The organism is Pseudobutyrivibrio sp. UC1225, from assembly GCF_900115215.1.
Lineage (GTDB): Bacteria > Bacillota > Clostridia > Lachnospirales > Lachnospiraceae > Pseudobutyrivibrio.
This window is the reverse complement of record NZ_FOVQ01000002.1, coordinates 450,309-474,450: the sequence shown is the minus strand read 5'-3', so window position 1 is coordinate 474,450 and position 24,142 is coordinate 450,309. Positions and strand designations below refer to the sequence as shown.

Below are 24,142 nucleotides of genomic sequence, written 5' to 3'. Positions count from 1 at the left end.
GCCTTCTCATTCTGTTCTGTAATCATTATTCTAACCCCTTGTTTTGATAGTATTATTATACCAAAAAAGTAACTAGAACGCTTGTAAAATCAAGGCTTTTTAAGGATTTAGATAGTCTAAAAAATGAAAGAACTGGAGTCCGCAGACTCCAGTTCCTCCTTATAAAAAAGAAAAGGTCGCGGCGGGAGCCGCGACACTTTGTCTACACTCTGAATACCCAGAGGATATTTAAATCCTCTGGGTATTTTGATTAATTTACTAGATCATCTGGCGCTTTCTTCTACCAATGATAATAACAATTACTGCACCCATCACACCAGTACCGATGATGATGAATAACAGGATACCAATTCCACCAGTGCTAGGAAGAACTAAGCCCTGATAGTTGTATACATCAATCTGGATACATCCGTTTTCATTAATAATTGCTGACTCAGCATCATCTGGATTGTATGGCTCATCAGCTGTAGCCATCTCTCTGAACCAGATGTATGAGTTATCTGCCCTTGCCATCTCAGCGTCTGTAAGCTCATTGATTTCAAAGTAGATATCCTCAGCAAGCTCGTTATATCCTGAAGGTGCCTTTGACTCTACAAGTACATAACATCCTACACCAAGACCATGTGCGGTAATACCTTGTGCAGTGTTAACAGAAATCAATGTATCAAATACATTGTCCTTATACTTATCCTGGAATATTCCATTGTCCATAGATACCTTCTTGAAGTATCTTGCTGGCTCCTCGTCCTCACCTTCTAATACATAGTAGTTAGACTTTTCAGCAGACTCAAGTGCTGTGTAATCAGCATCAGAAAGTGTCACTTCCTTAAAAAGGTTAAACTCAGCACCTGAAAGGTATGTTGTTGTTGATGCACTACCATCAATCTTTACAATGTTAAGACCATATGTGTAAGCATGTACAACATCATGCATTTCTGTCATGCTTGTTCCATTAGAATCCTTTTCATAATGGATATAAGCTGTATTTGTATTTGCGTTGGAATTAATCTGTGCATCAGAATCAAGGATTGCATAATACTTAATTCTAAATCCAGATACCTCACGACCATCTTCGCCAGCCTTTAAATCTGCTTTCCAAGCTCTTAATAATGGCTCGTCAAATTCAATTCTGATTACAGTATTCTTTGTCTTAGAATCTGTTGTAATCTCGAATGGTTCAAAAATTCTACCTGATCTAGGTGTTGCATAGCCACCAATAAGATCTGTATTCTTTGTAAGCAATGTAGTTGGATCTGGATTGCTCTCGTAAACTATGGTTCCCTTCTCTTTTGCATTATCTGATGTAAGAGGTATTGTGCCTGAGCTCTGTGTAAACTTGTAAGCTGTAGCAGTAGGAATACCATTTTCTGCTATAAGAGCCTCTTTCTCCTCGTTGTTCTCAATGTATACATAGTAGAACTGTAATCTGTAATCGTCATTAGGCTCGTAAACTGTGAAACCTGGAGCCATCTGATCTTCAAATACTAACTCATAGCCACTTCCTGAACCTGTTGTAAATCTGTCCTTATACTGTGGAAGCTGGAAATCAACTACGAACTCTATTGGATCATCAATATTATTAATCTCAGCAATATCCTGCTTCTTACCATTAATTGTCTTAGAAATAGTAGGCTCAACTTCCTTGATATAAACTGTAAATAACTCCTGTGTATAGAAGCTGCCCTGTGGTCCTGACTGCTGTGGATAAACAGTTGCAACTGTTACTGCATATGGATTGTTGCTGCCATCTTTTGCGAGAATTGCATAAATACCATATTCAATATTATCAAATACAACTGAGTATCTTGTTCCATCCTCAGGATCTGAAACCTCATGCTGTGATGAATCTACATACTTATCTCTCTTTGAAGCATATACTCCATCTGCTGTATCATAAAGTTCTGTAAGAGATTCAAGGAGTGCTTCACTGTTTACCTTAAGCATATCCTTATAGAAGGATGATATTGTAGAAGATGATGCCTTTCCATTTGACAGATCATTAGGTGTAGCTGCTGTAACTCTGTAGCCTGAGCTGTTAACCCATGCCTGAATTTCTGGAACCCATGACATCTTGTTTAATGTTTCATCTTGAGTGTTCCATGTCATTTCAGCAAGCTTGTACATCTGAATCTGGTCAGATGAAGTTGCAAGCACTACCTCAAGATCTGAATAAGCAGTGGTTCCTGTAACCTTTCTCTGATAAGGCACTGCTTCCTCAGAAGCCTTCTTGTTATTTAATCCTTCAACTGCATACTCAGCGTTAGGATCATAAATCTTAAATGGTACTACAGCCTTTGCTGATACTGTGTTTGATGCAAGGACTGTATTCTTAATTGTAACTGTTACTTCTGCATAGTAATATCCGATTGCAGATGGTGCCACTGTCTGTAATTCTCCACCAGTTACGGTGTCTGCTGTGGAAACCTTGTAATATTTAACATCCGAAATCGTAGCTGTATTACTTGTAGCGGACATTATGTCCTCTGCCCCAACGATATTGGTGCTTGAATAAGCTCTGCCATCGTATGGAACATCAGCTGCTTCAATCTTTAAGTCGATTGTTTCGCCTAAGCTTGAAGAGCTAACTGCATAATATGAACACTTAGGATCAGATGCTGAACAGAACATATGAATAGTGTCTGAACCATCTGCTGCATATAAATTCCAAATGTGATTAAGAGGCTGTGTTGTTGTCTTAAACTCAAAGTTTGTCTTCTGAACAAGTGCTGTCTGGGTTAATCCCTTTACATAGTCACCATACTCTACGAAGAAACCTGTAGCTGTGTAGCTTGTAACTTTAGAGCTACCGTACTGAGCCCAGTTTGTATCAACGATATCATTCCATGAATATCCAGATGCTACATAGTATGGAGAGTTAGTACCGATCTTTCCGTTTCTATTACCTGTATTCCAACCAGAACCAATCTTAAGGGTTGTCATAGCAAACTCACCATTAGAGTTATTAGGCTCGCCACTGTTCCAGTTGTTGTAATAACCCTTGCTGTCAGCTGTCTGTAAAACAGAGTTTGATGCAGCTGTTGGGCTTTGTAAGAACTTTCCACCGCCTTCATTTACATCAGGACCTACTGCCCAGTACCAGTATCCAATACCATCTCCATTACCAGAAGGTGTAAATGTCTTATAGTAAGGAATACCATTCTTTGTATCAGCTGCGCCATGGGTCATCTTTGTACCACCAAGCCAACCAATCTCATTAGAGCATCGGTAGATGAACGCATCTTCCTCTACACTTGATACTGTTGCAAGGTATCCCTGAAGTCCTTCATATGTCATATTAAGAGCTGTATAGTAAGCCCACTCCCAAGTACCATATGTCCAAGACTTTCCAGTTGGATCCGCAACAGCTGTACCAGTTGACTTGTCGAACTTAATAAACTGGTAGTAATGCTGTGAATCCTCTGAATAGAAGGTCATGTACTTAACGATGTCTTTACCTACAGAGAAGTTAATCTTCTGGGAAGAATTCTGACAGTTCAAGAACTGAATCTTTCTAATATAGGCTGCTATCTGTACAAGATTCTTTCCTTCTGGGATGTTAATAATATAAGTACCATCTGTAGAAAGAGATGTCTCATATGTAAATCCACTTACGCTAGGAAGTACAATCTTCTCACCATTCTCTCGAACGGATGTGAAGTTAATAACAAGACTCTTGTAAAGATTTGTACCTGTACCTAAGCAGTTATAATAGGTCATAACACCAGATGCATTATAGCCTGGCTGTCCTACATCGATTGTGTCGGCAACTGCATAGGATGGGAATGATGGCACGGCAATAGCGGCCACCATCAAGATTGTCATCATTACTGATAATAATCTCTTTTTGAATGTCTTTCCTCTTGCCATAAGAATAACCTCCAATCACAACTCTATTAGTCAACGCATAATAATTCACGTACCCACTATCAATTGTGTAAGGTCATTCTAGACTCTCCCCTGTTACAAACTAGTTACACTCTTAAAAAAAATTTTTGTAATTCACATTTTTGTTACGAATCAACTAAAAAAAGCCCAGTTGTAATGGCTAAAAACCATAACAACCAGGCTTATTATTTATTAATTTGTTTTAAACTCATAAACCACACGCCCAACAGAAGCTGGTGTAGTTTCAGTAGCATATATTCTTGCCTTTATAAGATATAAGGTATCTGACTGTAATCCTGAGAAGGACAGGTTTCCATCACCAGAAACTCTGGTCCAGCCAAAGCCTTCGATTTCCTTTCCATTCTCATCACAGATGCGGTATTCCTGAGCAAACAGCTGAAGACTTCCAAGAGGGATGCTTAATTTAATTGAATCCTCACCAATTGATGCTATCTCCTCTGAATCAGGGATTCCCTGCACATTATATGGGCGGGAACTTACATTGACAGTGATTTTCTCACTCTCACTACCATTCTTTGTAATATAAATAGTTTTACCAGTAAAATCGAAATAATTGCCATTTGTATCTACTCCTGTTAATGTAATGTGACCTAACGCATTTGAAATAATTGAATAGGTCGTTTCTTCACCCTCTACAGCTACTGTATATTCTGTATTTTGCTTGAGTCCTTCAATGAGCTCTGCAATATAGTTCAAATTGCCACCGTTGGTAGTAACTCCGATACTATCTGCATCACCAACTGCAAACTTAAAGCTAACCAAACCATCTGGAACATTAAACCATGACATTGTCATTCCAGCGTCAATGCCCTGCGTTTCTGTTGCCACATTATCTTGGTATTCACCGTCTACCGTGATATTTCCAGTACCTTCATTAAAACTGAAATACTTTCTCTTATCGTACTGACCAAGCCAGAATTCCAATTCTTCAGAAGTAATAGGTGTAATCATAAAGGCTGGATTACTTCCCACTGACTGGCTGGAAGAGCTTGCTCCAACCATGGCTATATTTGCAACTGTATTATCCTGATTCTTATTTACCTCAAGAGCTGCAAAATCCGAATGAGATCTTGAAGTAGAATCATTACCAAGCATAGTATCACAGCCAAAAGCAAAGGATGTCTGACCTGATGCCAAATCAGCTGTTATGTATAATTCATACTGGTTTGCAGCATCAAAGCTACAAAGCAAATCATCCAGCTGTGCTGCTGTATGCTCCACTTCCGGTGCATCCGATGAAGATGTAACCATTGACCAACCCTTTGAATAGGCTGTCTGAATCATATAGGAGCTTCCGCTCTTGCTGTAAAGACCTACTACATCAAACACTGTTCCTGCAGAATTGATTCCGTAGGCTACAGTTCCATTGCTGATATACCATGGCATAAGTGGATTAGTCCAGATTCTGCCCTGTGCATCTGTCTCACTGGTGCCATCACACTTAAAGTCACCAATAAGCTGCACTGGCTTACTTGCCTCACCGTTAACAAGACATCTGTACCATCTGCCACTCTTAGGCTTTTTATTTACAAAAGTCTGCTCTGTAGTACCATCTACATTATTAATGTCTTCCCATGTTGTCAGATCATCACTTCTCTGCCATTTAAATGTAGCGCCTTCCACTCCATCAGCAAGCTTGATGGATAAAGCTACACCTTCTTCTGTTTTTTTGGCAAATGGGTAGCCATTATTATCGTTATCATTCAATGTCTCAACTGTGGTGCCGGCCTCTGTCTTACTACTTCCACCATTTAAATACATTCCGTAGACTGTCAACTCTCTGATAGAAGCTTCAAGAGCCTCCTCTTCTGACATAACAGCAGGCGAAGGCACAGCTGCTGTATTCATATCGTTAACATCAGCTGCTACAGTATTTGGCAGAGCCATAGCAATAATAATCAACATTATTACCAGTGTGCCAAAGGCATGCTTTATTATTTTCTTATGTGGCATCAAAGAGCGGAAATCGATGCGCTCTAGAGAACGCTTAACACTCTTGATAAAAGCCTTTAATAATATCTTCATTAATTCTATCTTATTAATCTTCGACATTCTTTCTTTTGTCATAGAACCCTCTCACTTGTAAAAACCATAGACCAAAACAATGAGATTCTACTTTGGAGTTGTGTTATATTTGTGTCTTGATTATGAATTAATTATGTTTGAAATAACATAATACACTTATGTGTATTTTAAGAAACAAAAAAAGTCAGATGAGTCTATTGTGACCCATCTGACCTTTATAAATTCAATTATTATTTGTTTGAGCGTCTCCAGATATTCATCTTCTCTGCTTCTGCGATAAGCTCGTCTCTGAAATCTGGATGAGCGATAGAGATAATCTTCTCTGCACGCTCCCAAGCTGAAAGTCCCTTAAGGCAAACTTTACCATACTCTGTAACAAGATAATGAGTGTTAGCACGAGTATCTGTAACGATAGAACCCTCTGCAAGTGTAGGACGGATACGGCTCTTTACAGTACCATCCTTTGTTGTGAAGGTAGATGAAAGACATACAAAGCTCTTTCCACCATTTGAAAGGTAAGCACCAAGTACGAAATCAAGCTGTCCGCCTGCTCCTGAAATGTGCTTTGTTCCAGCAGACTCTGCATTAATCTGTCCAAATAAATCTACATCAACTGCATTATTAATAGAAATGAAGTTATCAAGTGCAGAAATCTGACGGATGTCGTTTGTATAATCAACAGGTGCACTCATAAGCTCTGGATTCTCATCCATGTAATCGTACATCTTCTTTGTACCAGCACCGAAAGCATATGTCTGACGGAAACGATCAATGTTCTTCTTTGCACCAGTAATCTTTCCAGCCTTAGCGATATCAACAAATGCATCTACGTACATCTCTGTATGAACACCAAGATCCTTAAGATCTGACTCAGCAATCATGGCACCAACAGTGTTTGGCATACCACCGATACCAAGCTGTAAGCAGGCGCCGTTTGGAATCTCCTCAACGATAAGCTTAGCAACAGCCTTATCTACATCTGTAGGAGCTCCGCCGCCACCCATCTCAAGAATAGCTGGGTTCTCACCCTCAACGATAGCGTCAACCTTAGAAATGTGAATGCCCTCTTCGAAGCCACCTAAGCAACGAGGCATGTTCTCATTAACCTCAACGATGATGTGCTTAGACTTTTCAACTGCAGCCATAAGGTGTGATGCGTTAGGACCGAAGTTGAAATATCCATGATTGTCCATTGTAGTTGTCTGAATCATAAGAACATCGTTTGGCTCGATGTGCTCTCTATAATATCTAGGAAGCTCAGAGTATCTGATAGGTGCATAGAAAGAGCAGCCTCTAGCAATAAGCTTTCTTTCAATACCACCCATGTGCCATGAGTTCCATGTGAAATGCTCGCCAGCATCCTCACGCTCAAAAATAGCTGGAAGCTTCATTAAGATTCCACCACGAACCTTAATGTCTCTAAGCTCATCTGTGCGAGCTGCAAGTGCCTTATCCAAAGCATCTGGTGTACCTGTGCACCAACCATAATCTACCCAGTCACCGCTCTTTACTACCTTTACAGCTTCTGCTGCTGTAGTAAGTTTTTTCTTGTACTCAGCTTGAAAATCCATATTATCCTCCGCTCGTTAAAAAATTATCAATTAATGATATTCTAACACTTTTATTCCTCGATGTCATCTACGATTTAACAATAATATGTATTATATTCCACAATTACAATAGTATTTCTTTTATCTTTTTCTCTACCAATTTTATATTAAGCGGTATTCTTTCAGACTCCATTGTTATAATCAAATCCTGACCAATTGCTATCCCAGCCTCCTCATAATACGCCAATTTTCCCATATTTTTCACCGCATATTCTTCATTATCTATCAGCCCCAAATGCTCCCAAATATATGTCTTTCTTTTCTTCACGTTCAATACCGTAAAATCAGGATACGTTGTTTTATTCCCAATTCTATACTCTGTTTCGTATGAATAAGGTATTCCATATTTGTGCAACATATCGGCGATAATCTTTTCTGATTTCGAACGCACCTGTTCACCTCGGTCCGTTTCATATCCAATATTAATAGGGTATGTATTCATGTTTCCTGGGTATTTCTGATACCATTTTCCAATATAATCTTCTGTAGATGAAATTAGGGGCCTAACTAGCTGTTTTCTTCCTTCACTGTAGTTTTCAAATATTTCCGCTACATCAGAACATTCTATATATTTTATAGCCGACAATAATGCTTTTTGTTTTTTCTTAAGCAGTCTGCTAGCTTTTTGTTCATAATCAAGCTGCACTACCTTTATTGCAAGATCTCGTTCCGATACTTTCAGATATCTTTCCACAGTATCCTTTGGCCCTTTGAAATAGTACTGAAAGGTTCTTCTTTTCTTTGCTATTCTTATTACTCCTTCAGGTGTCCCCCTGAGTTTTTCTATATTTCCATTGTTAATCTTTATAAGAGCATTTACCTTTTCAAGTTCCTTTTCTAAGTGCTTCCTGTATTCTTCCAATTCCTTTACTCCTTTTCCATAATTTAGTTACATTTTTACCCATTGTTTCGCTTCTTTTGCTGTTTGGCAGGTACACTATGCCTGTCACTGTACCCATTGCTTTGCCACTTCCGCAGTCTAGTAGGTATGCCACACCTGTCACTCTACCCACTGAATTGCTTTTTTCACAGTCCAGTGGGTATATCACGCCCTTCACTGTACCCACTGCGTTACCACTTTCACAGTTTCATGGGCACACTTCACCTACCTCCGTACCCACTAATGAATTAACCCATCAATTTCGTAGGTACATACCACCTGTCACCGTACCCACAAAACCTATAAAATGGTAAAACGATGGGCACCTTCACTAGCAAGAGACCTTATTTATTTGTCAGCCAACCATAAATGGAATTTCTAAAGAAATAGATTTTCTAAAAAGAATGCTTGCACCGCATATGATATTTCAATTTCCAATAATAAACCCAATATTTGAAGATAATAACATGATTTATTTAAAAATGAAATAACCAATCCATTCACAATGAGTATCACCCAAAAACCAAACGCTATATCACACCATAAATAAAAGCCATAAACACATCACAAAAAACTCAGGTATTTAATACTCCACATCTTTTCATTAGTGCTATAATATGGATAGATGTTAAATGGGGTTGATGCCTGTTTGGCACCTACGTATTTCATCAGGAGGTAAGACTATGGCAAAACAAGAAATTGAAGTTGCTGGTGCGAAAAGGCAGATTAAGATTACCCCTTTTGAGCATCACACCAAATATCACGAGACAGATCAGCAGGGTATTATCCACACTTCTAATTATGCCAACTGGCTGGAGGATGCCCGTATGGATTTAATGGAACAGATGGGACTGGGCTTCAAGCAGATGTTAGATATGGAGGTCAGTTCTCCTATCGTGTCCTCTTCTATAGAGCACAGAAGTTCCATTAAGTTTGACGAGACAGTCATTATAGATACAAAACTCATTTCCTATGATGGTCATGAAATGGAAATCGCATATCGCATTTACGATAAAGCTACCGGAGAAGACAGAGCTGTTGCAAGAACTGTACATTGTTTCGTAAATAAGGCAGGCATTCCTATTTCCATGAAAAGAGCATATCCAGAACTGGATACAAAATTCTTTGAATTTAAATAAATATCAAAAAATAAAAGCCAGTCTGTGGCACCGTTCATGTGCCCACAGATTGGCTTTTCTGATTTCTTAATTACCCTTTAGCTCCGATTTCCATTAATAAACGAATCAGCTCAATATCTGATTCCTGTACGCGAAGATTTGTTTCAACACGCTCTCCGCTTGGATCAACAACAGCCATCTCTATAACTGTGCCTGGTGTCATAGCCTTTCCCTGGATTGCATGGAAAAATGGGACAAGCTTTGGATGATTTCTGTTGAAAGTCTCCGCTGCAGATTTTACTTTAAATAAATCAGCTGGATTAAATGCCATGATATAATTTACTCCTTAATCCGCCGGTTACGGTCACAAGCCAAATTGTTTCTACGTTCGGCTGAAGAAAGCCTCACTTAAGAAACATTAGAGCTTGTTACCTACCAGCTCATTTATAATCTACCTAGATTATATATTTACGTATCAGCTTTCGCAACTCCTCTTCCTTAATTGGCTTGGCGATGTAGTCGGTGAAGCCTAAGCGCTCGTACTCCTCCTTGGCACCTACTACCGCATTTGCGGTTTGCATAACAAGTGGTGTGCCATTATTTGGATTGTCTTCCATTTCATCAATTAATCTCTTAAGCTCGATTCCATCCATACCTGGCATCAGATGATCTATAAATATGATATCATACTTATTTCTCTTAATCTTCTCCAAGGCCTCAGGTCCACTTATGGCAGTGTCTACTATAATATCAGTGTTGCTAAGAAGCACTGAAAATACTCTAAGGTTAATGGCCACATCATCAACAACAAGGATTCTTCCAAGTACATCGAATACCTCATGTCTGTCAGCCACACGACGGTCTCCGTTTGGTCCCATAGAGAACATCCCGCAAGGCTCTACTGAGCGAATCTCCTGAGGAATCATTACTGTAAAGGATGAACCCTTGCCAAGCTCAGATTCTACTGAAATCGTACCATCCATCAAATCAACCAGCTGCTTAGTGATAGTCAAGCCAAGACCGGTGCCTTCGATTCTTCTCTTATTAAACTCGCCAACTCTTGTAAAGGTATCGAAAAGATAAGGTATATTCTCTTCTGCCACACCAATACCGGTATCAGTAACTGTTACGATGAGTAAAAGCTTTCCTTCTGATATCTTTCCCTGAACAGAAAGTGTTATACGTCCCTCAGGTGTATATTTCACCGCATTGGTCAAAAGATTTGTAATAATCTGGATAATTCTTTCCTTGTCACCGCGAAGTCTTGATGGAAGCACATCGCTCATATCCACTTCAAAGGATAGTCTGCTGGCCTTTGCTCTAGGTCTTGCCAATGAATAGCATTCTCGAATCATATCCATCAAATCGTAGTCTTCTGGAACGATTTCAATCTTTCCTGCGCTAACCTTTGCAAGGTCCAAAACCTCGTTAACAACACCAAGCAAATAATTGCCTGCGCTGTTTACATCTCTGGCATACTCCAAAACATTTTCATCCTTGCTCTCACGTAAAATCATTTTATTCATACCAAGGATGGCATTGATTGGTGTACGCATCTCATGAGACATTCTTGTCATAAAGGCTGTACTTGCATCCTGTGCCTGTACCGCTGCAAACATTTCACGCTCTGTATTTCTAATATCCTTAAGGGCACGGAAGTATGCCATGACGATTAAGAATAAAAGACCGATGATTAAATACAAGGAATTGATATTTGTAGGATGTAAGATTGCATAATCAAACATCTGCATAATACCCATGATTATGGCACCACAAATACCTACAAATTCCAGCCAGTAGGCTTTCACTCTTCCCTGGATAATATCTGGAATTACCGTAATTACGTAGGTCAACATTGTAAGACCAATAGACACAAAGGCGATTGGTAAAATTCCAATCAAATCTGTGTTATTGAAGAACTGTAATAATATGGCGACTACCGCACTAAATTCCTCCAGTACTGCAAGTCCCATGTAAAGTGCACGATATCTTCCTTCCTGAAGACAATCAAAATACAAGGCTACGGTATATGGCAGCATAATCAAGCTAAGGTACGTCATATAGGAAAGCAGTGAAAAGTTTGGCACGAAAAACTGCCTGCAGTCCGTCTCGGCAAGTGCCCACATCCCTGCACAAATCATCGCCCATCCAATAAAGAAAAGTGACAGTGTTTTTTGATAGGCAATCTTTACACTTACACCGATGATAAATGCTATTACGCCAAGAACTAAAAGGAATAATGTAAATAACAAAGTGTATCGCTCACGGCTGTATACATGCATTACAATACCCTGCTGGGTTCCCAAAATAAACTCATCCAGAATACCTGAATAATTATTGTCTCCTGTAAGAACAATCTTTATCGTCTTTCCGTTATCGCTTGGATGTAATGGAATGAACACCATTGTTCCAGGTGTATTGCTTCCAAAGATTCGTGTATCTTTTGTACTGAAGGAATATCTCAACTCATCCCCTAAATAAACATCCACATCCTGCTTATTTGAGTTAAAGCTTAGATAACTATCTCTGTCCTCCCAAACATTTAGTTTCTTTCTTAAAACAAACTCATGAGAGTCTTCTGGCTCATAGGTTCCAGGAAGAGTTATTGCTTCCGCACTACCGTCCCAATGAATTCGTTCCCAGCCATCGCTGTAGTTTTCAACTGTTAAGTCTGTAAAAGTCCTCTCATCGGGAAGAGTAAACTCTCCCACAAAAAGCAGGGTTACTACAAAGGTAAAAATCAATAATCCAACAATGAGAATTAATCCATATAAGAATGTACTAGTTTTTTTCATACTCAAGTCCCCTAAAATCACACATAATATCACAATAATTATAAATTTTTGCCAGTAAATAAACAACAATTTACGAAAATTGTCACAAAGTTTTCTTATACTTATAACGTATTGAATTGTAGGCATTTTCAGGAGGTCATTATGGCAAGTTCAGAACAGATTGCAAACGAATATTATCAAAAAGGCATGAATATGATTCGAGCTAACAATATAGAACTTGGAATAGATAATCTAAATATGGCTATAAGTATCTACGAGGAATTGGAGGATAGCACACAATACGTCAAATCTCTTCGTGGTCTCGCTATAGCCTATGGAATCATGGGATATGATTCAAAGATGCTCTATAAATGCCTTAACGCCTTTGATTATTTAGATAAGCACAGCATCCGCGGTGCCAAGCATTATTTCTATGCCACAATTTGCAATCGCTATATGATTCTTGGAGATTACGACAGTGCAATAAATTATGGAAAGATGGCTATGCAGGATTTGGAGGATTATGGAGACTCCTTTAGCAACAAGCCTCACTCTTTTCTTGTTGCATGTTTAAATTTGGCTTACTGCTATTTGCAGACTCATCGATTTAATGAAGCTGAAACGTATTTACGAAGAGCTAACAGTATAGCTGCCAAAAATGATATGCATCATCACGATTTCAGTCTGGCGATTTTGAACTCTAATTTGCATCATCAGCTTGGAGATGATAAATACGTTTATGATCACCTAGAAGATTTGGCAGTACTAATGAAGGATCCTTCTATCACTATCCAAGATTATCTGGAGGATTTAAAGCTTTTAATCGAAACTTTCTGTAGTATGAAGGAATTTGAAAAAGCTGAGGCCGTAGCAAAGAATCTTGATTCTACCGCCACTATTTCTTCGGATTATCATATGAAGCTGGAAACTTCAAAGCTGTATATGGCTATATATAAAAAGAGCGGTGATGAAGAAAAATACCATCAGGCTTGCGTTCATTATGCGGAAGATAATTTAGCTTATGAAAAGGCTCAGGCTGCAGAACATTTATTGGAGATGGACACATCAATTGCTTTGTCTATTGCAGACACTCCATTAGAATTACTATAATGTTCTTATTATGAAAAATAAGAAAATAGGGATAATAATTTTTGTGGTTTTAGCTCTCACCATAGTTATAAAAGCAGAGCTTATGTTGAATCCTTCCATGCGAATACTTGCGTCAGTAGTACACTTTTCAGAGACTACCTTAAAAAGTCCTGACTACCTGGCTTACAACATTGATTTGAAGGATTTATTTATCAATTACACAAACGCAGACATTGATTACTCTGGTAATGCCTACATCAAAAAATTACAAGGATTTCCATACTCAATCAGCGGCAGTATCGAGGGTCAGCGATCTGCTTCTCAAAAGAAGTTCTCCTGCAAATCAAATTTGGATGTGCTTGTTTTGAATGTTGGCGAAATGGATTTTTACGCTCAGGATAAGACCGTATATCTTTTTGCCCCTCTTCTTGGTGATATCTCCTATGGCTTTAACACTGATTCGGATTTATTCCCAACAGCACCTAATCTTAACAACGATATCAACCATGAGTGGTTCCATAACAACAAGCGCAACATCTTCGACTTTGTTCGTAAAATCGATATTCAGAAGACAGATGTAATCTACGTTGATGAGGACGGAACTGAAAGCGAAGAATTTCAGATTACCATTCCTCAAGGCGAGGGTGATTTTATCTGGGAGCTCCTTGGCATGAAGGCGCCAGATCACGATATCAAGTGCTCTATCTTCTTGGATAAATTCAATCACACAAGAAAGCTTACCTTCGATCTTTCGTATAAGACAAAGGGCGCTTACATTTCAATCCTTGGAAAGAATTGCAACAAGATAGAAATCTTTGCTCCTCTTCCAGATAATGAAAGAGTTGTGGCTACTATCACTCGTAACGGCCAGAACAACTACACTAATTCCTTCACTAACAACATCACCTACATCACAAATTCAGGTGGCAACTACATGCTAGATTGCAATGTACTTATGAACTTCGTTGATGAAGGCATCAAATTCGAGGCTAATGACATCAGCGTCACTCAGGATAGCAACGTTCTCGCTCAGGGTTATATCAAGGGCAAGGTCGCTACTAAAGAAAACATGGGTGATGTCTTTGAAAATGCTGGCGTTGACTTATCAGGTGTTACTATCATTGATTGGGATAAAATAAAAAATGACACCGCCTCATTCATAGACGATGTCATATCTCAAGCTCGTGAAAATGTAGATATATTAAACTTATTTGACTAGTGATTATTCTTCCTCTTCAAAGGAACCAAGAATCTTGTAGAGCAGTTTGTATAGCTGTTCTGACTCCTCTGGAGAAAGACATACACACTTACCCATTTTAGCAGGTATCGTTGATGCCTGCTTTTTTAATTCCTCGCCATCCTTTGTCAAAGTGATAATAAGATTTCTCTCATCATCCTTTGAACGACTACGCTTAACATAGCCCTTCTGCTCCAGCTTCTTTAAAACAGGAGTAAGTGTACCTGAATCCAGGAACAGCTTGTTCCCAAGTGCCTTAACTGTAATCTCCTTTTCCTCCCATATTACCATCATGGCAATATACTGAGTGTAGGTAAGATCCAAAGGATCGAGATATGGCTTATATCTCTTAACAATCTCCTTTGAGCAGGCATAAAGAGGAAAACATAATTGATTAGAAATTTTTAAGCAATCGTACTTGTCACCCATTATTTATCACCTCATCGTTTTAATAAAATCTTTCTGAGCTTAATAATAGATTTATTTTAAAGGTTCTTAGAAACGAAATCCTTAAGGACATCCTTTGGAACAAATCCAACGTTCATGTCTACCTTCTGTCCATCCTTTAAAATAACAACTGCAGGAATATTCATAATACCGAATTCTTTTGCTAAATCTGGATTCTCATCAGTATCGATGCTGTAGAACTTTGCATCGTCAGCCATTTCCTCAGAGACCTCTTCCAATACTGGGCCGAGCATCTTACATGGTCCACACCAAACAGCATTAAAATCTAATACTGTAACTCCTGCCTTATCCATTGAATTAAACTCATCTGTACTAATTTTCTTTACCATAATAATAAAACTCCTTTCAATTTTAATCAATTATATTGTATGAATTATTTGTTACTATTCATATATGAAACAGCTGAAAGTGCTGCCACATTTCCTTCACCAGCTGCCTTAATATACTGGTAAGGTGCTCCTGTAATATCTCCAGCTGCAAACAAGCCTTTGATATTTGTGGCCATTGAACGGTCTACCTTAATGTGATTTCCATCCATTTCAAGGCCTGGAACAAGCTGTGATGGAGCAATCTGCTCTCTCAAAATAAATATACCATTTGCTGTAAAGGAAGAATCCTTGGTATTTAGAACTGCCATACCATCTTTCATTTCAATGGACTCAGGCTTTACCTCTAAAGTAACCTCGATATTTCCGCCTAAAGATCCTGCATACTCATACTGTGGAAGGTAATAAACCTTCTCTGCTCGCTCTGCAAGGAACTCTGCCTCTGGCTCATCCTCTGCACTGTAAGCAACTATGATAGCTGTCTTTCCTTTATATAAAGCCGCATCACAAGTTGCACAATAGCTAACTCCACGTCCGAGATTCTCCATCTCTCCTGGGAATGGCTTCATAGCTGTCATACCAGCTGCTACAATCACAGTGCTTGCTTCATAATCACCGTTGTGGCACTGTATTGCGAAATACTGTCCCATTGAGTAAATGGCATTTACCTTATCCTCTGTAATCTCCACACCCATCTTTGTGGCATGATCTAAAAATGCTTTTGCCATGTCTTCTCCAGACACATCTGGCAAGCCAAGATAATTCTGTATGGTGTGTGCTTTTGACACCTTATCTGATGAGCCCTTTCCTCCAAGAAGAAGAACTGTTTTATTTCTAACCTTTGCTGTAATAGCTGCTTCAAGACCTGCTGGTCCAGTACCTATTATTGCTACATCGTACCTTTCCATTGATATTACCTCCATTGACATCTCGATTAAATTGCATACAACTATTCCTTGTAATTAGATTGTATGCAATTAAATTGTTTTTGTCAACAGTTTTTTTCATATTTATTTGTTTTAAAAAAGGCTTTAGGACTTAGTATCCTAAAGCCTTCATCAATTATATTATCAATAATTGAATATTTTGTTAATTGTTTTCAGCATTTATTCTGAAGCTTATTTCTTCTTTTTGCTGAAGGCAAAAGCTGTACCAATACCAGCTGCTGCAATAACTGCTACTAATGAAACCCAAATCCATGTTAAAGACTTTGTCTCCTTAGCAACTGTAGGAACTTCCTCATCATCGATCTTTGTCTCTTCTACTGGAGACTCCTGAACGATTTCCTCTTCTTCCTCTTCAACAACTTCTTCCTCAGCCTCTTCTGTCTCTTCTTCCTCAAAAGTAGCCTCTTCTGTAGAAGCAACCTTCTTAGAAGCGCTCTTCTTTACTGTTGGTGCAACATTTGCTGCAACAACGATTTCCTCATCAGCTAAATCCTCAGCTGTTACACTTGTAAGTGTATCAACTGTGCCAGCATTCTTTGTTGTAGATGCAGAAGCTGAAGATGTTCTGCTTGAAGATGCTGTGCTTATAGATGATGTGCTATTAGAAGCTGCTGTATTGTTTGAAACTGTTGTGCTGTTTGAAGAATTTGAACCACCGTTAGATGGCTGTACTGGAGTAACAACTGGTGTTGTCTCCTCGCTCTTTGTCTTCTTTGTAAAGAGCTTTGAAATGTTGAACTTCTTTACAGTATTAATAACTGTATCTACAACCTTCTTACCTGTTACATATGTCATCTGACCAATGTAACCTGGAAGATTTACCATAGCCTTAATAGACTCCTTAACAGCGCCTGGATAATCAACCTTTGTGTCGATGTGGAACACATTTCCAGAAATAGGATTCTGAATGTCCTGCTTAACCTGAACACCTGAATTTACGTAGTAATCAGTCTTAACTGTGTTACCATTCTCGTCCTTTTTAGTGCCATAAGCTTCGTTCCATACAAGAGCGCCAACTGTTGTACAGTTGTGATTGAAAGCGTTAACGTAGCTGTGTGCATCGAAAGCATCAAGCATTACATTGAGCTCACGCTCTGTGAACTCCTGCTCAACAACCTCGTTTGGTCCCTGATCGTAAGCATACTTCTGGTTGTAAAGCTCACGGTTAATCCAAACACCACCCTCAGTAGTAGTCTCTGCAACATGCTGTCCAAAAGACTGACCATGCTCATCTAAAAGCTTAAGGATAGTTAAGTAGTTTGCAGCAACATATTCCTCTGTTAACTGCTCGTTAAGAGCTTTGTTTGCAAACTCTGTAAGCTTAGCAATATCTTCCTTAGTCATTCCCTCGTTCATTAGGTATGGAATGTAATCTTTCTCAAGCTCTTCCTCTGGAGTAGACATGCTGTAGTTTCCGATTGTAACATACTCACCACGGTTTAAAATAACTGTGCCCTTAGTAAAATGCTCAATCTCCTGATCAACGTACATATCATTAGCCTTAGCTATTCTGATAGCTTCGTTAGTATCAGTCTGCGCTGCCTCATTAATTTCCTCAAGAGTGCTTCTCCAAGATACTACACTGTCATCGTTATCGCATGCTTCTCTAAGACGATCTGCATACTCAGGATTTGCGATGTAATATCCATAAAGCTTATCAAGAGAAATCTCGAGATTATCAACGTAGCTTGTGTAAACAAGATATACGTGACCATCTCTGAAGTTCTTTGAATCATCGTGGCGTGCAACAAGTCTTACGCTACCTAAAACGCCACCGTATAATCCGCGATGCCACTTGTCTGTGTCATCATAGTCCTTGATACCATCCTCATCAGTGTCAGCCTTACATGGGTCTGATACAAGAACTGCATAGAGCGAACCATCCTCTCTAGTCTCAATAACGACTTCCTCGCCGTTTGATAATCCGTCAGCATCTAAGTCGTTAGACTGCTGAACCTGAAGATAAGAGTAATCTCCAAAAACCTTCTTGCCAGTCTCTGTAAGAATCTCGCCTTCGCAAAGCATCTTTGTGTGTAAATCACTGATGCCATCGCCATTGAAGTCCTCATCTTCCTTTGCTTCGAGAAGCTCGAGCTCTTCATCTGCTAAAAGCTCTTCCTCTGTCTTCTCTTCTTCCTCAGTCTCCTCTTCAGAAGACTCCTCTGATGAAGTCTCGTCTGCAGCTGGTGCTCCATCTACAACAACCTCACCTTTTATTTCGTCTGTTCCTTCCTTATTAGTGTCGTCAGAAAGAATAACAGTTACTTCTGTTGTCTCATTAGATGTCTCGTCTGTAGCTGTGTTTGACTGCTCGGCAACAGCCTCTGCTGCCTCATTCTCCACTAATACCTGGTTTTCTTCTTCCTCAGCCATGGCAGACATAGGAACAAAAGTCTGCACAGCGAGCACTCCCGCAAGCGCTAAAGAAGCCGCTTTGTAATGATTTTTCATTCGTTTTTATCCTCCCTGAATAAAATACAACCGAGTAGCATTATATCATATAACTTTTCTTTTATAAACTAAAATTTTCAAAATCGTTTCCATTTGTTGATTAAGCACCGAGCTAGATTTTACGGGGTTTTTAAGACATTTCAGATAATATATTTTTTAACTAGGGAACAGTAATCTATGGATTGTGAATAACCGGCTTTTCATATAAAATGTTAAGGTAATTTTCATTAAGGAGAAGATTAATATGAGAAAATTCTTAAAAAGAAAAAATATCGAGATATCAGTTAAGAGATATCTTATCGATGCTTTAGGTGCCATGGCGCAGGGATTATTCTGCTCCCTTTTAATTGGTACCATCATCAATACTATTGGAGCTCAGTTTGGAATTAGTTATTTAACTACTCCAGTGGCTACAGTAGGTGGAATTGAATACACCGTAGGTGGTCTTGCAGTTGCAATGAGCGGTCCTGCCATGGCTGTTGCAATTGGATACGCTCTTCAGGCTCCTCCACTTGTACTGTTCTCACTTATATCAGTAGGTTTTGCTGCTAATGCTCTCGGCGGTGCCGGCGGCCCTCTTGCAGTATTATTTGTAGCAATTATCTCTGCTGAGATTGGTAAGGCTGTTTCAAAGGAGACAAAGATTGATATTCTTGTGACTCCACTTGTTACTATCGGAGTTGGTGTTGCCCTTTCAGCATGGTGGGCTCCTGCATTAGGACGTGCTGCAAGCTCAGTTGGTACACTTATCATGTGGGCAACTACAAAGCAGCCATTCTTAATGGGTATCCTTGTTTCCGTAATCGTAGGAATTGCTCTTACACTTCCTATTTCCTCTGCAGCAATATGTGCTGCCCTTTCACTCACTGGTCTTGCTGGTGGTGCTGCCGTAGCAGGCTGCTGTGCACAGATGGTAGGCTTTGCTGTAATGAGCTTTAAGGAAAATAAATGGGGTGGACTTGTTTCACAGGGTATCGGTACTTCAATGCTTCAGATGCCAAACATAATCAAGAACCCTCGCATTTGGATTGCACCAATCCTCTGCTCTGCTATCACAGGCCCTATTGCTACCTGCATCTTCAAAATGGAAATGAACGGAGCCGCTGTTTCTTCTGGAATGGGTACCTGCGGACTTGTTGGTCAGATTGGTGTCTACACTGGCTGGGTAAATGATGTGGCCGCTGGCACAAAGTCAGCCATCACCACCATGGACTGGGTAGGACTTATCCTTATCTGTTTCGTGCTTCCAGCTGTAATCTGCCCTGCCATCAACAATTGGCTCAAGAAAATTGGCTGGGTAAAGAGTGGGGATATGAAGTTAAGCTAAATACCGCATATACGAAAACAGGTCGCGAGATGCGACCTGTTTTTTATTCTTTTTTCAATCTATTCTTAATCACACAAAGTTTTTCTTTACACTGGCTGCACTGTAGCCGCTGATTACTTCCATACCAGAAACGCTCTGGATGCTTGGCGTAATTTACTTCCCATCTAATGAGCACTATCAGCGATGTAAAAAACAGGCTCCAGGAGAAAAAGTTCTTTATAAACAGCATTGGTGTGAACATCATAAAATGCCCCCAATCGTAGATGCGACAATTTATACAACATCTGTTGTGCATAATTGCTGTCTGGAATGGACAGAAAAACAAAATACAAAGGTAATCACTTAAATAAAAGAACACCGTCATCATCAGCATGTCAGCTACATCTATTATTTTAAAAAGGTATAGCACTGCAAACACTGCATTAAAGATAAGCCAGCTCAGCATTACTATCCAAGCCTTCACATTCATGTTCTGAACGAATTCCAAAAGCTCTAATCGGGAATAACCAGGCACCTCCTCAAACTCTTCTATCTTCCCTTTTTTGTAAGCCATCGACAGCTCCTTGTTTGGGAAAATATGTTGAATCATCATCACCATAAATACAAACCACAGTGCATGAAGCGGGCTGATTCCATACTCAGAAATTCCAAAGGTAAACTCATGAGTCATGAATTCAAACAGCATTTCTTTTCTAGTCAGATATAATCCAAATATAAATATGAATACGAACAATCTAAAAAAGAAATTGATTAGAGCTCTCTTCATCATTCGAGTCATAGGTTACCTCCGCTCTCCCTATGACAGAATCATACTCCACATTTGTTTAGAAAAAGTGAAAGCACATTACAAAATCGTAATGTGCTTTGTGGTTAATTCTATTCTCTTATTTTGCTATTCTTGTAAGCTGATTTGCTCCAAGGAATTCATCGTATGGAAGCTCTATATCAATAAATCCTGATGCATAAGGTCCTAAATCATATGGATAGAAATAATATACTGCATGGTCCTCATACCAGATAAGATTTCCTGAATCAATATGTGTTGATTCATAAGCATTTGAATATGCTTCCTCTGCATCTGCTGCAAAATATTTTTCCGAACCATTCTGGTAATCTTCCTTTACCTTACCTGCAACAAGTGTCTTGAACTCTTCCTCTGTTCCTTTGTAGAAAGCAGTAATGTCAAGCTCTTCTCCAGTAGTCAAATCAAACAATCTTGTTCCACGACCTGGCATGCCATGTGCTCCACCGCCATACCAGTAATCTGCCATCTGGACCTCAAGGAATCTGTCATCAATTATTGATACATCAGAAACAGTAGTCTCATCTGTTTCGCAGCCCTGCTCTTCATTTTCTTTATGCCAATCACAGTCGTCTGTATAAGCATCTGTAACAATCTCACCGTTCTTAGCGTCAGCATATGAAAGAAGCTTATTAATCTCATCAGCATGTGAAGAGTATTTTGCATCTAAAACGAAATTCTCACCATAGTTTTTAGAAACTATCGTGCCACAGGCTGAGCATTTTTCAGTATATGAATAGTAATTGATAGTTCCGTAATTAAATACAGAATATTCTTTTACTGCTAAATCTAAGTCCTCGAAGGTACCGTTACTCTCATTAAATCGTGCCCATTTTTCTTCGTTGCCAAAGAACTGCAAAGCATAAATCTTTCCATCGATAATCTTAAAGCCATCGATACCAAATCTATTATTATCTGTTCCTGGAATCTTTGAAGTTGTGTAAAGCAGTGCGGCTTGATCCTTTCTGCAATCATAACGATAAACGCTATAGTCCTCTACACCATACTGTTTCTCAGAAATAGCCTCATAATATACTACGCCATCCTCGTATGCTAAATAAAAATCGTAACTATTATCTTTTCGAATAGTATGTGCTTTTCCATCCTCCAGATTATAGCAATCCATGATTATGTCATCGTCATCGAAATCTCTGAGATAGAGATAGTTCTTGCTGTAGCCTGTAAGGTACTTGCCAGTATTTTGAAGACCTTCTATAGCTGTCTCTCCATCATCTGTAAGCTTTGAAAAGCTCCACTTTGTTTCGTCACCATCTTCTGTAATCTTTCCAACCACAAGAAATCCTAACTCATCATAGGTGCGCTGAATGCTCTCATTATCCTTTGCTGGCTGAATCAGACTACCATTATGATTTTTTAATATATCACTGACTTCAGAGGCACCTTCTACAAGTGTTAATGAATCCTTATCTACAGTAAATACTCGTTCATCCTGGCGAATATTATCTTCGTATGTACGAATATCTACATATACCTTGCCCTGATAGTAATCAAGGGACATAGGTGACCACTCACCTGAGATGTTGTAAAAGTTTGCCCAGTTTTTTGATGAACCATCAATGGCATAATAGCTAGTTACTGATTCGTCCCCAGAATAATCTATGTTATGGAAATAGATTATTCCATCGTACATACCGTCAATGGATACACCATACTCATAATCTACACCGATTTCTTTAAATACACCCTTGTAATCTTCAAGGGTGTACTTGCCGATTTCATTGCCATCAGCATCTACCGTATATCCGATATTGTAGTCGTAGGTAAGATAATACTGCTCATCAGAAGAGCTTACAGCATCAGAAACTGTTTCTGACAAGGTATCTTTAACATCACTGATTGCATTGCTAATATCATCTTTTTTGCAGCCGCAGCTTCCCACTCCAAGGACTGCGCATAAAAGAATTACTATAGATTTTTTCATTTCATATTCTCCTAGAATTTTAGTCCTTATTTCTCGTCGCAAACCTGGAAGGTCAAGAACTTAAGGTAGTAGCTTTCGTCTGCCGCCCAAAGGATTGGGTGGTCTGGAGCCTGAGTTCTAAACTCCACCTGACGAAGGCGCTTGTGAGCTGCCTGTGCAGCCTGACCAATTACCTTAATAAATAAATCCTGAGTCATGAAGTGTGAGCATGAGCAGGTGGCAAGATATCCGCCATCCTTAACAAGCTTAAGTCCCTTCATGTTAATCTCACGATAACCTTTAATGGCATTCTTTGTAGCCTCACGAGACTTTGTAAAAGCAGGTGGGTCAAGAATAACCACATCAAACTTCTCTCCTGCCTCGGCAAGCTTTGGAAGCTCATCTAATACGTTTGCCTGCTTGAACTTTACTGTGGAATCAAGTCCATTTAACTTCGCATTTGCGGTAGCCTGAGCCACAGCAAATTCAGAAATATCAAGGCCTGTAACCTCAGCTGCTCCCCCAAGCCCAGCATTAAGGGCAAAGGTACCCATGTGAGTAAAGCAATCGAGAACTCGCTTATCCTTGCAAAGTCTCTGGATAGAAAGACGATTGTACTTCTGGTCAAGGAAGAAGCCTGTCTTCTGACCATTAACAACATCTACCATGTAGTGAACACCGTTCTCTACTATCTCTACGTTTGTATCAAACTCCTCACCGATAAAACCCTTGTAAGGTGCAAGACCTTCCTTAGTACGAACCTTTGCATCGCTTCGCTCATAAACGCCACGAATCTTAAATCCATCGGCAGCCATAAGCTCCTTAAGCATATCTACAATCTTAAGCTTTAACTTGTCGATTCCAAGGGCAAGAGATTCTACAACAAGTACATCATCGTACTTATCAATAACAAGCCCTGGTAAGAAATCTGCCTCGCCAAAGATTACTCGGCAACAATTTAAATCCACTGGAAGTAATACGGATTTACGATACTCCCAGGCATTCTTTACTCTCATATATAAGAAGTCATCATCAATAAGCTGATCCTTCTTGCGAGTCATCATACGAACTCTAATTTTTGAATTAGTATTGATGAATCCACGTCCCATCATGTATCCATCAAAATCATGCACTACAACAATGTCCCCATTTTCAAAAGAGCCCATTACACTATCAATCTCGTTATCAAAAATCCAGGCTCCGCCTGCTTTGATTGTACGACCTTCTCCCTTTTTCAATGTAACAATTGCTTCTGACATAG

The 24,142-nt window shown here is 39.3% G+C and carries 18 protein-coding genes; 4 read left to right on the top strand and 14 right to left on the bottom strand.

The window, feature by feature from the left end:
- Positions 1-258: 258 nt before the first annotated feature.
- The 5 genes from BMZ41_RS05000 to BMZ41_RS04980 form a co-directional block, all read right to left on the bottom strand.
- A complete protein-coding gene (locus BMZ41_RS05000) occupies positions 259-3,867 on the bottom strand; it encodes a SpaA isopeptide-forming pilin-related protein (protein WP_090527348.1) in 3,609 nt (1,202 codons plus the stop codon).
- 210 nt (positions 3,868-4,077) lie between these two features.
- Entirely contained in the window at positions 4,078-5,973 is a 1,896-nt protein-coding gene (locus tag BMZ41_RS04995; RefSeq protein ID WP_090527345.1) for a hypothetical protein, read from the bottom strand.
- A 188-nt stretch (positions 5,974-6,161) separates the two neighbouring features.
- Positions 6,162-7,502, bottom strand: coding sequence for a butyryl-CoA:acetate CoA-transferase (locus BMZ41_RS04990; RefSeq protein WP_090527342.1), 1,341 nt, complete (start codon positions 7,500-7,502; stop codon positions 6,162-6,164).
- A 103-nt stretch (positions 7,503-7,605) separates the two neighbouring features.
- Positions 7,606-8,403: a PDDEXK family nuclease gene (locus BMZ41_RS04985; protein ID WP_090165559.1), complete on the bottom strand. Its 798-nt coding sequence runs from the start codon at positions 8,401-8,403 to the stop codon at positions 7,606-7,608.
- Complete coding sequence (locus tag BMZ41_RS04980; RefSeq protein WP_090527339.1) at positions 8,366-8,608, bottom strand: hypothetical protein; 243 nt, start codon at positions 8,606-8,608, stop codon at positions 8,366-8,368. Before BMZ41_RS04980 ends, BMZ41_RS04985 begins: the two co-directional genes overlap by 38 nt.
- 496 nt (positions 8,609-9,104) lie before the next feature.
- Between BMZ41_RS04980 and BMZ41_RS04975 the strand changes: the two genes are divergently transcribed.
- Entirely contained in the window at positions 9,105-9,560 is a 456-nt protein-coding gene (locus BMZ41_RS04975; protein ID WP_090165556.1) for an acyl-CoA thioesterase, read from the top strand.
- A gap of 70 nt (positions 9,561-9,630) precedes the next feature.
- Here the strand turns inward: BMZ41_RS04975 and BMZ41_RS04970 are convergent, their stop codons facing one another.
- Positions 9,631-9,870, bottom strand: coding sequence for a hypothetical protein (locus BMZ41_RS04970; RefSeq protein WP_090165554.1), 240 nt, complete (start codon positions 9,868-9,870; stop codon positions 9,631-9,633).
- Positions 9,871-9,994: 124 nt separating this feature from the next.
- Positions 9,995-12,334, bottom strand: a complete 2,340-nt coding sequence (locus BMZ41_RS04965) for an ATP-binding protein (protein WP_177184153.1) — start codon at positions 12,332-12,334, stop codon at positions 9,995-9,997.
- Positions 12,335-12,475: 141 nt separating this feature from the next.
- Between BMZ41_RS04965 and BMZ41_RS04960 the strand changes: the two genes are divergently transcribed.
- A complete protein-coding gene (locus tag BMZ41_RS04960) occupies positions 12,476-13,423 on the top strand; it encodes a tetratricopeptide repeat protein (protein ID WP_090527334.1) in 948 nt (315 codons plus the stop codon).
- 10 nt (positions 13,424-13,433) lie between these two features.
- Positions 13,434-14,621: a hypothetical protein gene (locus BMZ41_RS04955; RefSeq protein ID WP_143001972.1), complete on the top strand. Its 1,188-nt coding sequence runs from the start codon at positions 13,434-13,436 to the stop codon at positions 14,619-14,621.
- Between the two features lie 3 nt (positions 14,622-14,624).
- On the opposite strand, the gene BMZ41_RS04950 is transcribed toward BMZ41_RS04955, so the two are convergent.
- From BMZ41_RS04950 to BMZ41_RS04935, 4 genes are all read right to left on the bottom strand, one after another.
- Positions 14,625-15,068, bottom strand: a complete 444-nt coding sequence (locus tag BMZ41_RS04950; protein ID WP_090165546.1) for a MarR family winged helix-turn-helix transcriptional regulator — start codon at positions 15,066-15,068, stop codon at positions 14,625-14,627.
- Between the two features lie 56 nt (positions 15,069-15,124).
- The gene (gene trxA, locus BMZ41_RS04945) at positions 15,125-15,436 is read right to left on the bottom strand and encodes a thioredoxin (RefSeq protein WP_090165544.1); all 312 of its coding nucleotides are present in this window, start codon (positions 15,434-15,436) and stop codon (positions 15,125-15,127) included.
- Positions 15,437-15,480: 44 nt separating this feature from the next.
- Positions 15,481-16,341 carry an NAD(P)/FAD-dependent oxidoreductase gene (locus BMZ41_RS04940; RefSeq protein ID WP_090527333.1) on the bottom strand — a complete coding sequence of 287 codons (861 nt, stop codon included), beginning with the start codon at positions 16,339-16,341 and terminating at the stop codon, positions 15,481-15,483.
- A 210-nt stretch (positions 16,342-16,551) separates the two neighbouring features.
- The gene (locus tag BMZ41_RS04935; protein ID WP_090527330.1) at positions 16,552-18,831 is read right to left on the bottom strand and encodes a hypothetical protein; all 2,280 of its coding nucleotides are present in this window, start codon (positions 18,829-18,831) and stop codon (positions 16,552-16,554) included.
- A gap of 244 nt (positions 18,832-19,075) precedes the next feature.
- Between BMZ41_RS04935 and BMZ41_RS04930 the strand changes: the two genes are divergently transcribed.
- Entirely contained in the window at positions 19,076-20,158 is a 1,083-nt protein-coding gene (locus BMZ41_RS04930; RefSeq protein WP_090165538.1) for a PTS sugar transporter subunit IIC, read from the top strand.
- A 43-nt stretch (positions 20,159-20,201) separates the two neighbouring features.
- Here the strand turns inward: BMZ41_RS04930 and BMZ41_RS04925 are convergent, their stop codons facing one another.
- The 3 genes from BMZ41_RS04925 to BMZ41_RS04915 all read right to left on the bottom strand — a co-directional run bounded on the left by BMZ41_RS04925 (position 20,202) and on the right by BMZ41_RS04915 (position 24,140).
- Entirely contained in the window at positions 20,202-20,936 is a 735-nt protein-coding gene (locus BMZ41_RS04925) for a hypothetical protein (RefSeq protein ID WP_090527327.1), read from the bottom strand.
- A gap of 106 nt (positions 20,937-21,042) precedes the next feature.
- A complete protein-coding gene (locus BMZ41_RS04920) occupies positions 21,043-22,902 on the bottom strand; it encodes an RsiV family protein (RefSeq protein ID WP_090527324.1) in 1,860 nt (619 codons plus the stop codon).
- 26 nt (positions 22,903-22,928) lie between these two features.
- Positions 22,929-24,140, bottom strand: a complete 1,212-nt coding sequence (locus tag BMZ41_RS04915; RefSeq protein ID WP_090165532.1) for a class I SAM-dependent rRNA methyltransferase — start codon at positions 24,138-24,140, stop codon at positions 22,929-22,931.
- Positions 24,141-24,142 lie beyond the last annotated feature (2 nt).

Bases quoted from the DNA above. Each gene is read 5' to 3' on its own strand.
- BMZ41_RS05000 (WP_090527348.1), bottom strand. From the start codon at position 3,867: ATGGCAAGAGGAAAGACATTCAAAAAGAGATTATTATCAGTAATGATG.
- BMZ41_RS04995 (WP_090527345.1), bottom strand. From the start codon at position 5,973: ATGACAAAAGAAAGAATGTCGAAGATTAATAAGATAGAATTAATGAAG.
- BMZ41_RS04990 (WP_090527342.1), bottom strand. From the start codon at position 7,502: ATGGATTTTCAAGCTGAGTACAAGAAAAAACTTACTACAGCAGCAGAA.
- BMZ41_RS04975 (WP_090165556.1), top strand. From the start codon at position 9,105: ATGGCAAAACAAGAAATTGAAGTTGCTGGTGCGAAAAGGCAGATTAAG.
- BMZ41_RS04970 (WP_090165554.1), bottom strand. From the start codon at position 9,870: ATGGCATTTAATCCAGCTGATTTATTTAAAGTAAAATCTGCAGCGGAG.
- BMZ41_RS04965 (WP_177184153.1), bottom strand. From the start codon at position 12,334: ATGAAAAAAACTAGTACATTCTTATATGGATTAATTCTCATTGTTGGA.
- BMZ41_RS04960 (WP_090527334.1), top strand. From the start codon at position 12,476: ATGGCAAGTTCAGAACAGATTGCAAACGAATATTATCAAAAAGGCATG.
- BMZ41_RS04955 (WP_143001972.1), top strand. From the start codon at position 13,434: ATGAAAAATAAGAAAATAGGGATAATAATTTTTGTGGTTTTAGCTCTC.
- BMZ41_RS04950 (WP_090165546.1), bottom strand. From the start codon at position 15,068: ATGGGTGACAAGTACGATTGCTTAAAAATTTCTAATCAATTATGTTTT.
- trxA (WP_090165544.1), bottom strand. From the start codon at position 15,436: ATGGTAAAGAAAATTAGTACAGATGAGTTTAATTCAATGGATAAGGCA.
- BMZ41_RS04940 (WP_090527333.1), bottom strand. From the start codon at position 16,341: ATGGAAAGGTACGATGTAGCAATAATAGGTACTGGACCAGCAGGTCTT.
- BMZ41_RS04935 (WP_090527330.1), bottom strand. From the start codon at position 18,831: ATGAAAAATCATTACAAAGCGGCTTCTTTAGCGCTTGCGGGAGTGCTC.
- BMZ41_RS04930 (WP_090165538.1), top strand. From the start codon at position 19,076: ATGAGAAAATTCTTAAAAAGAAAAAATATCGAGATATCAGTTAAGAGA.
- BMZ41_RS04925 (WP_090527327.1), bottom strand. From the start codon at position 20,936: ATGACTCGAATGATGAAGAGAGCTCTAATCAATTTCTTTTTTAGATTG.
- BMZ41_RS04920 (WP_090527324.1), bottom strand. From the start codon at position 22,902: ATGAAAAAATCTATAGTAATTCTTTTATGCGCAGTCCTTGGAGTGGGA.
- BMZ41_RS04915 (WP_090165532.1), bottom strand. From the start codon at position 24,140: ATGTCAGAAGCAATTGTTACATTGAAAAAGGGAGAAGGTCGTACAATC.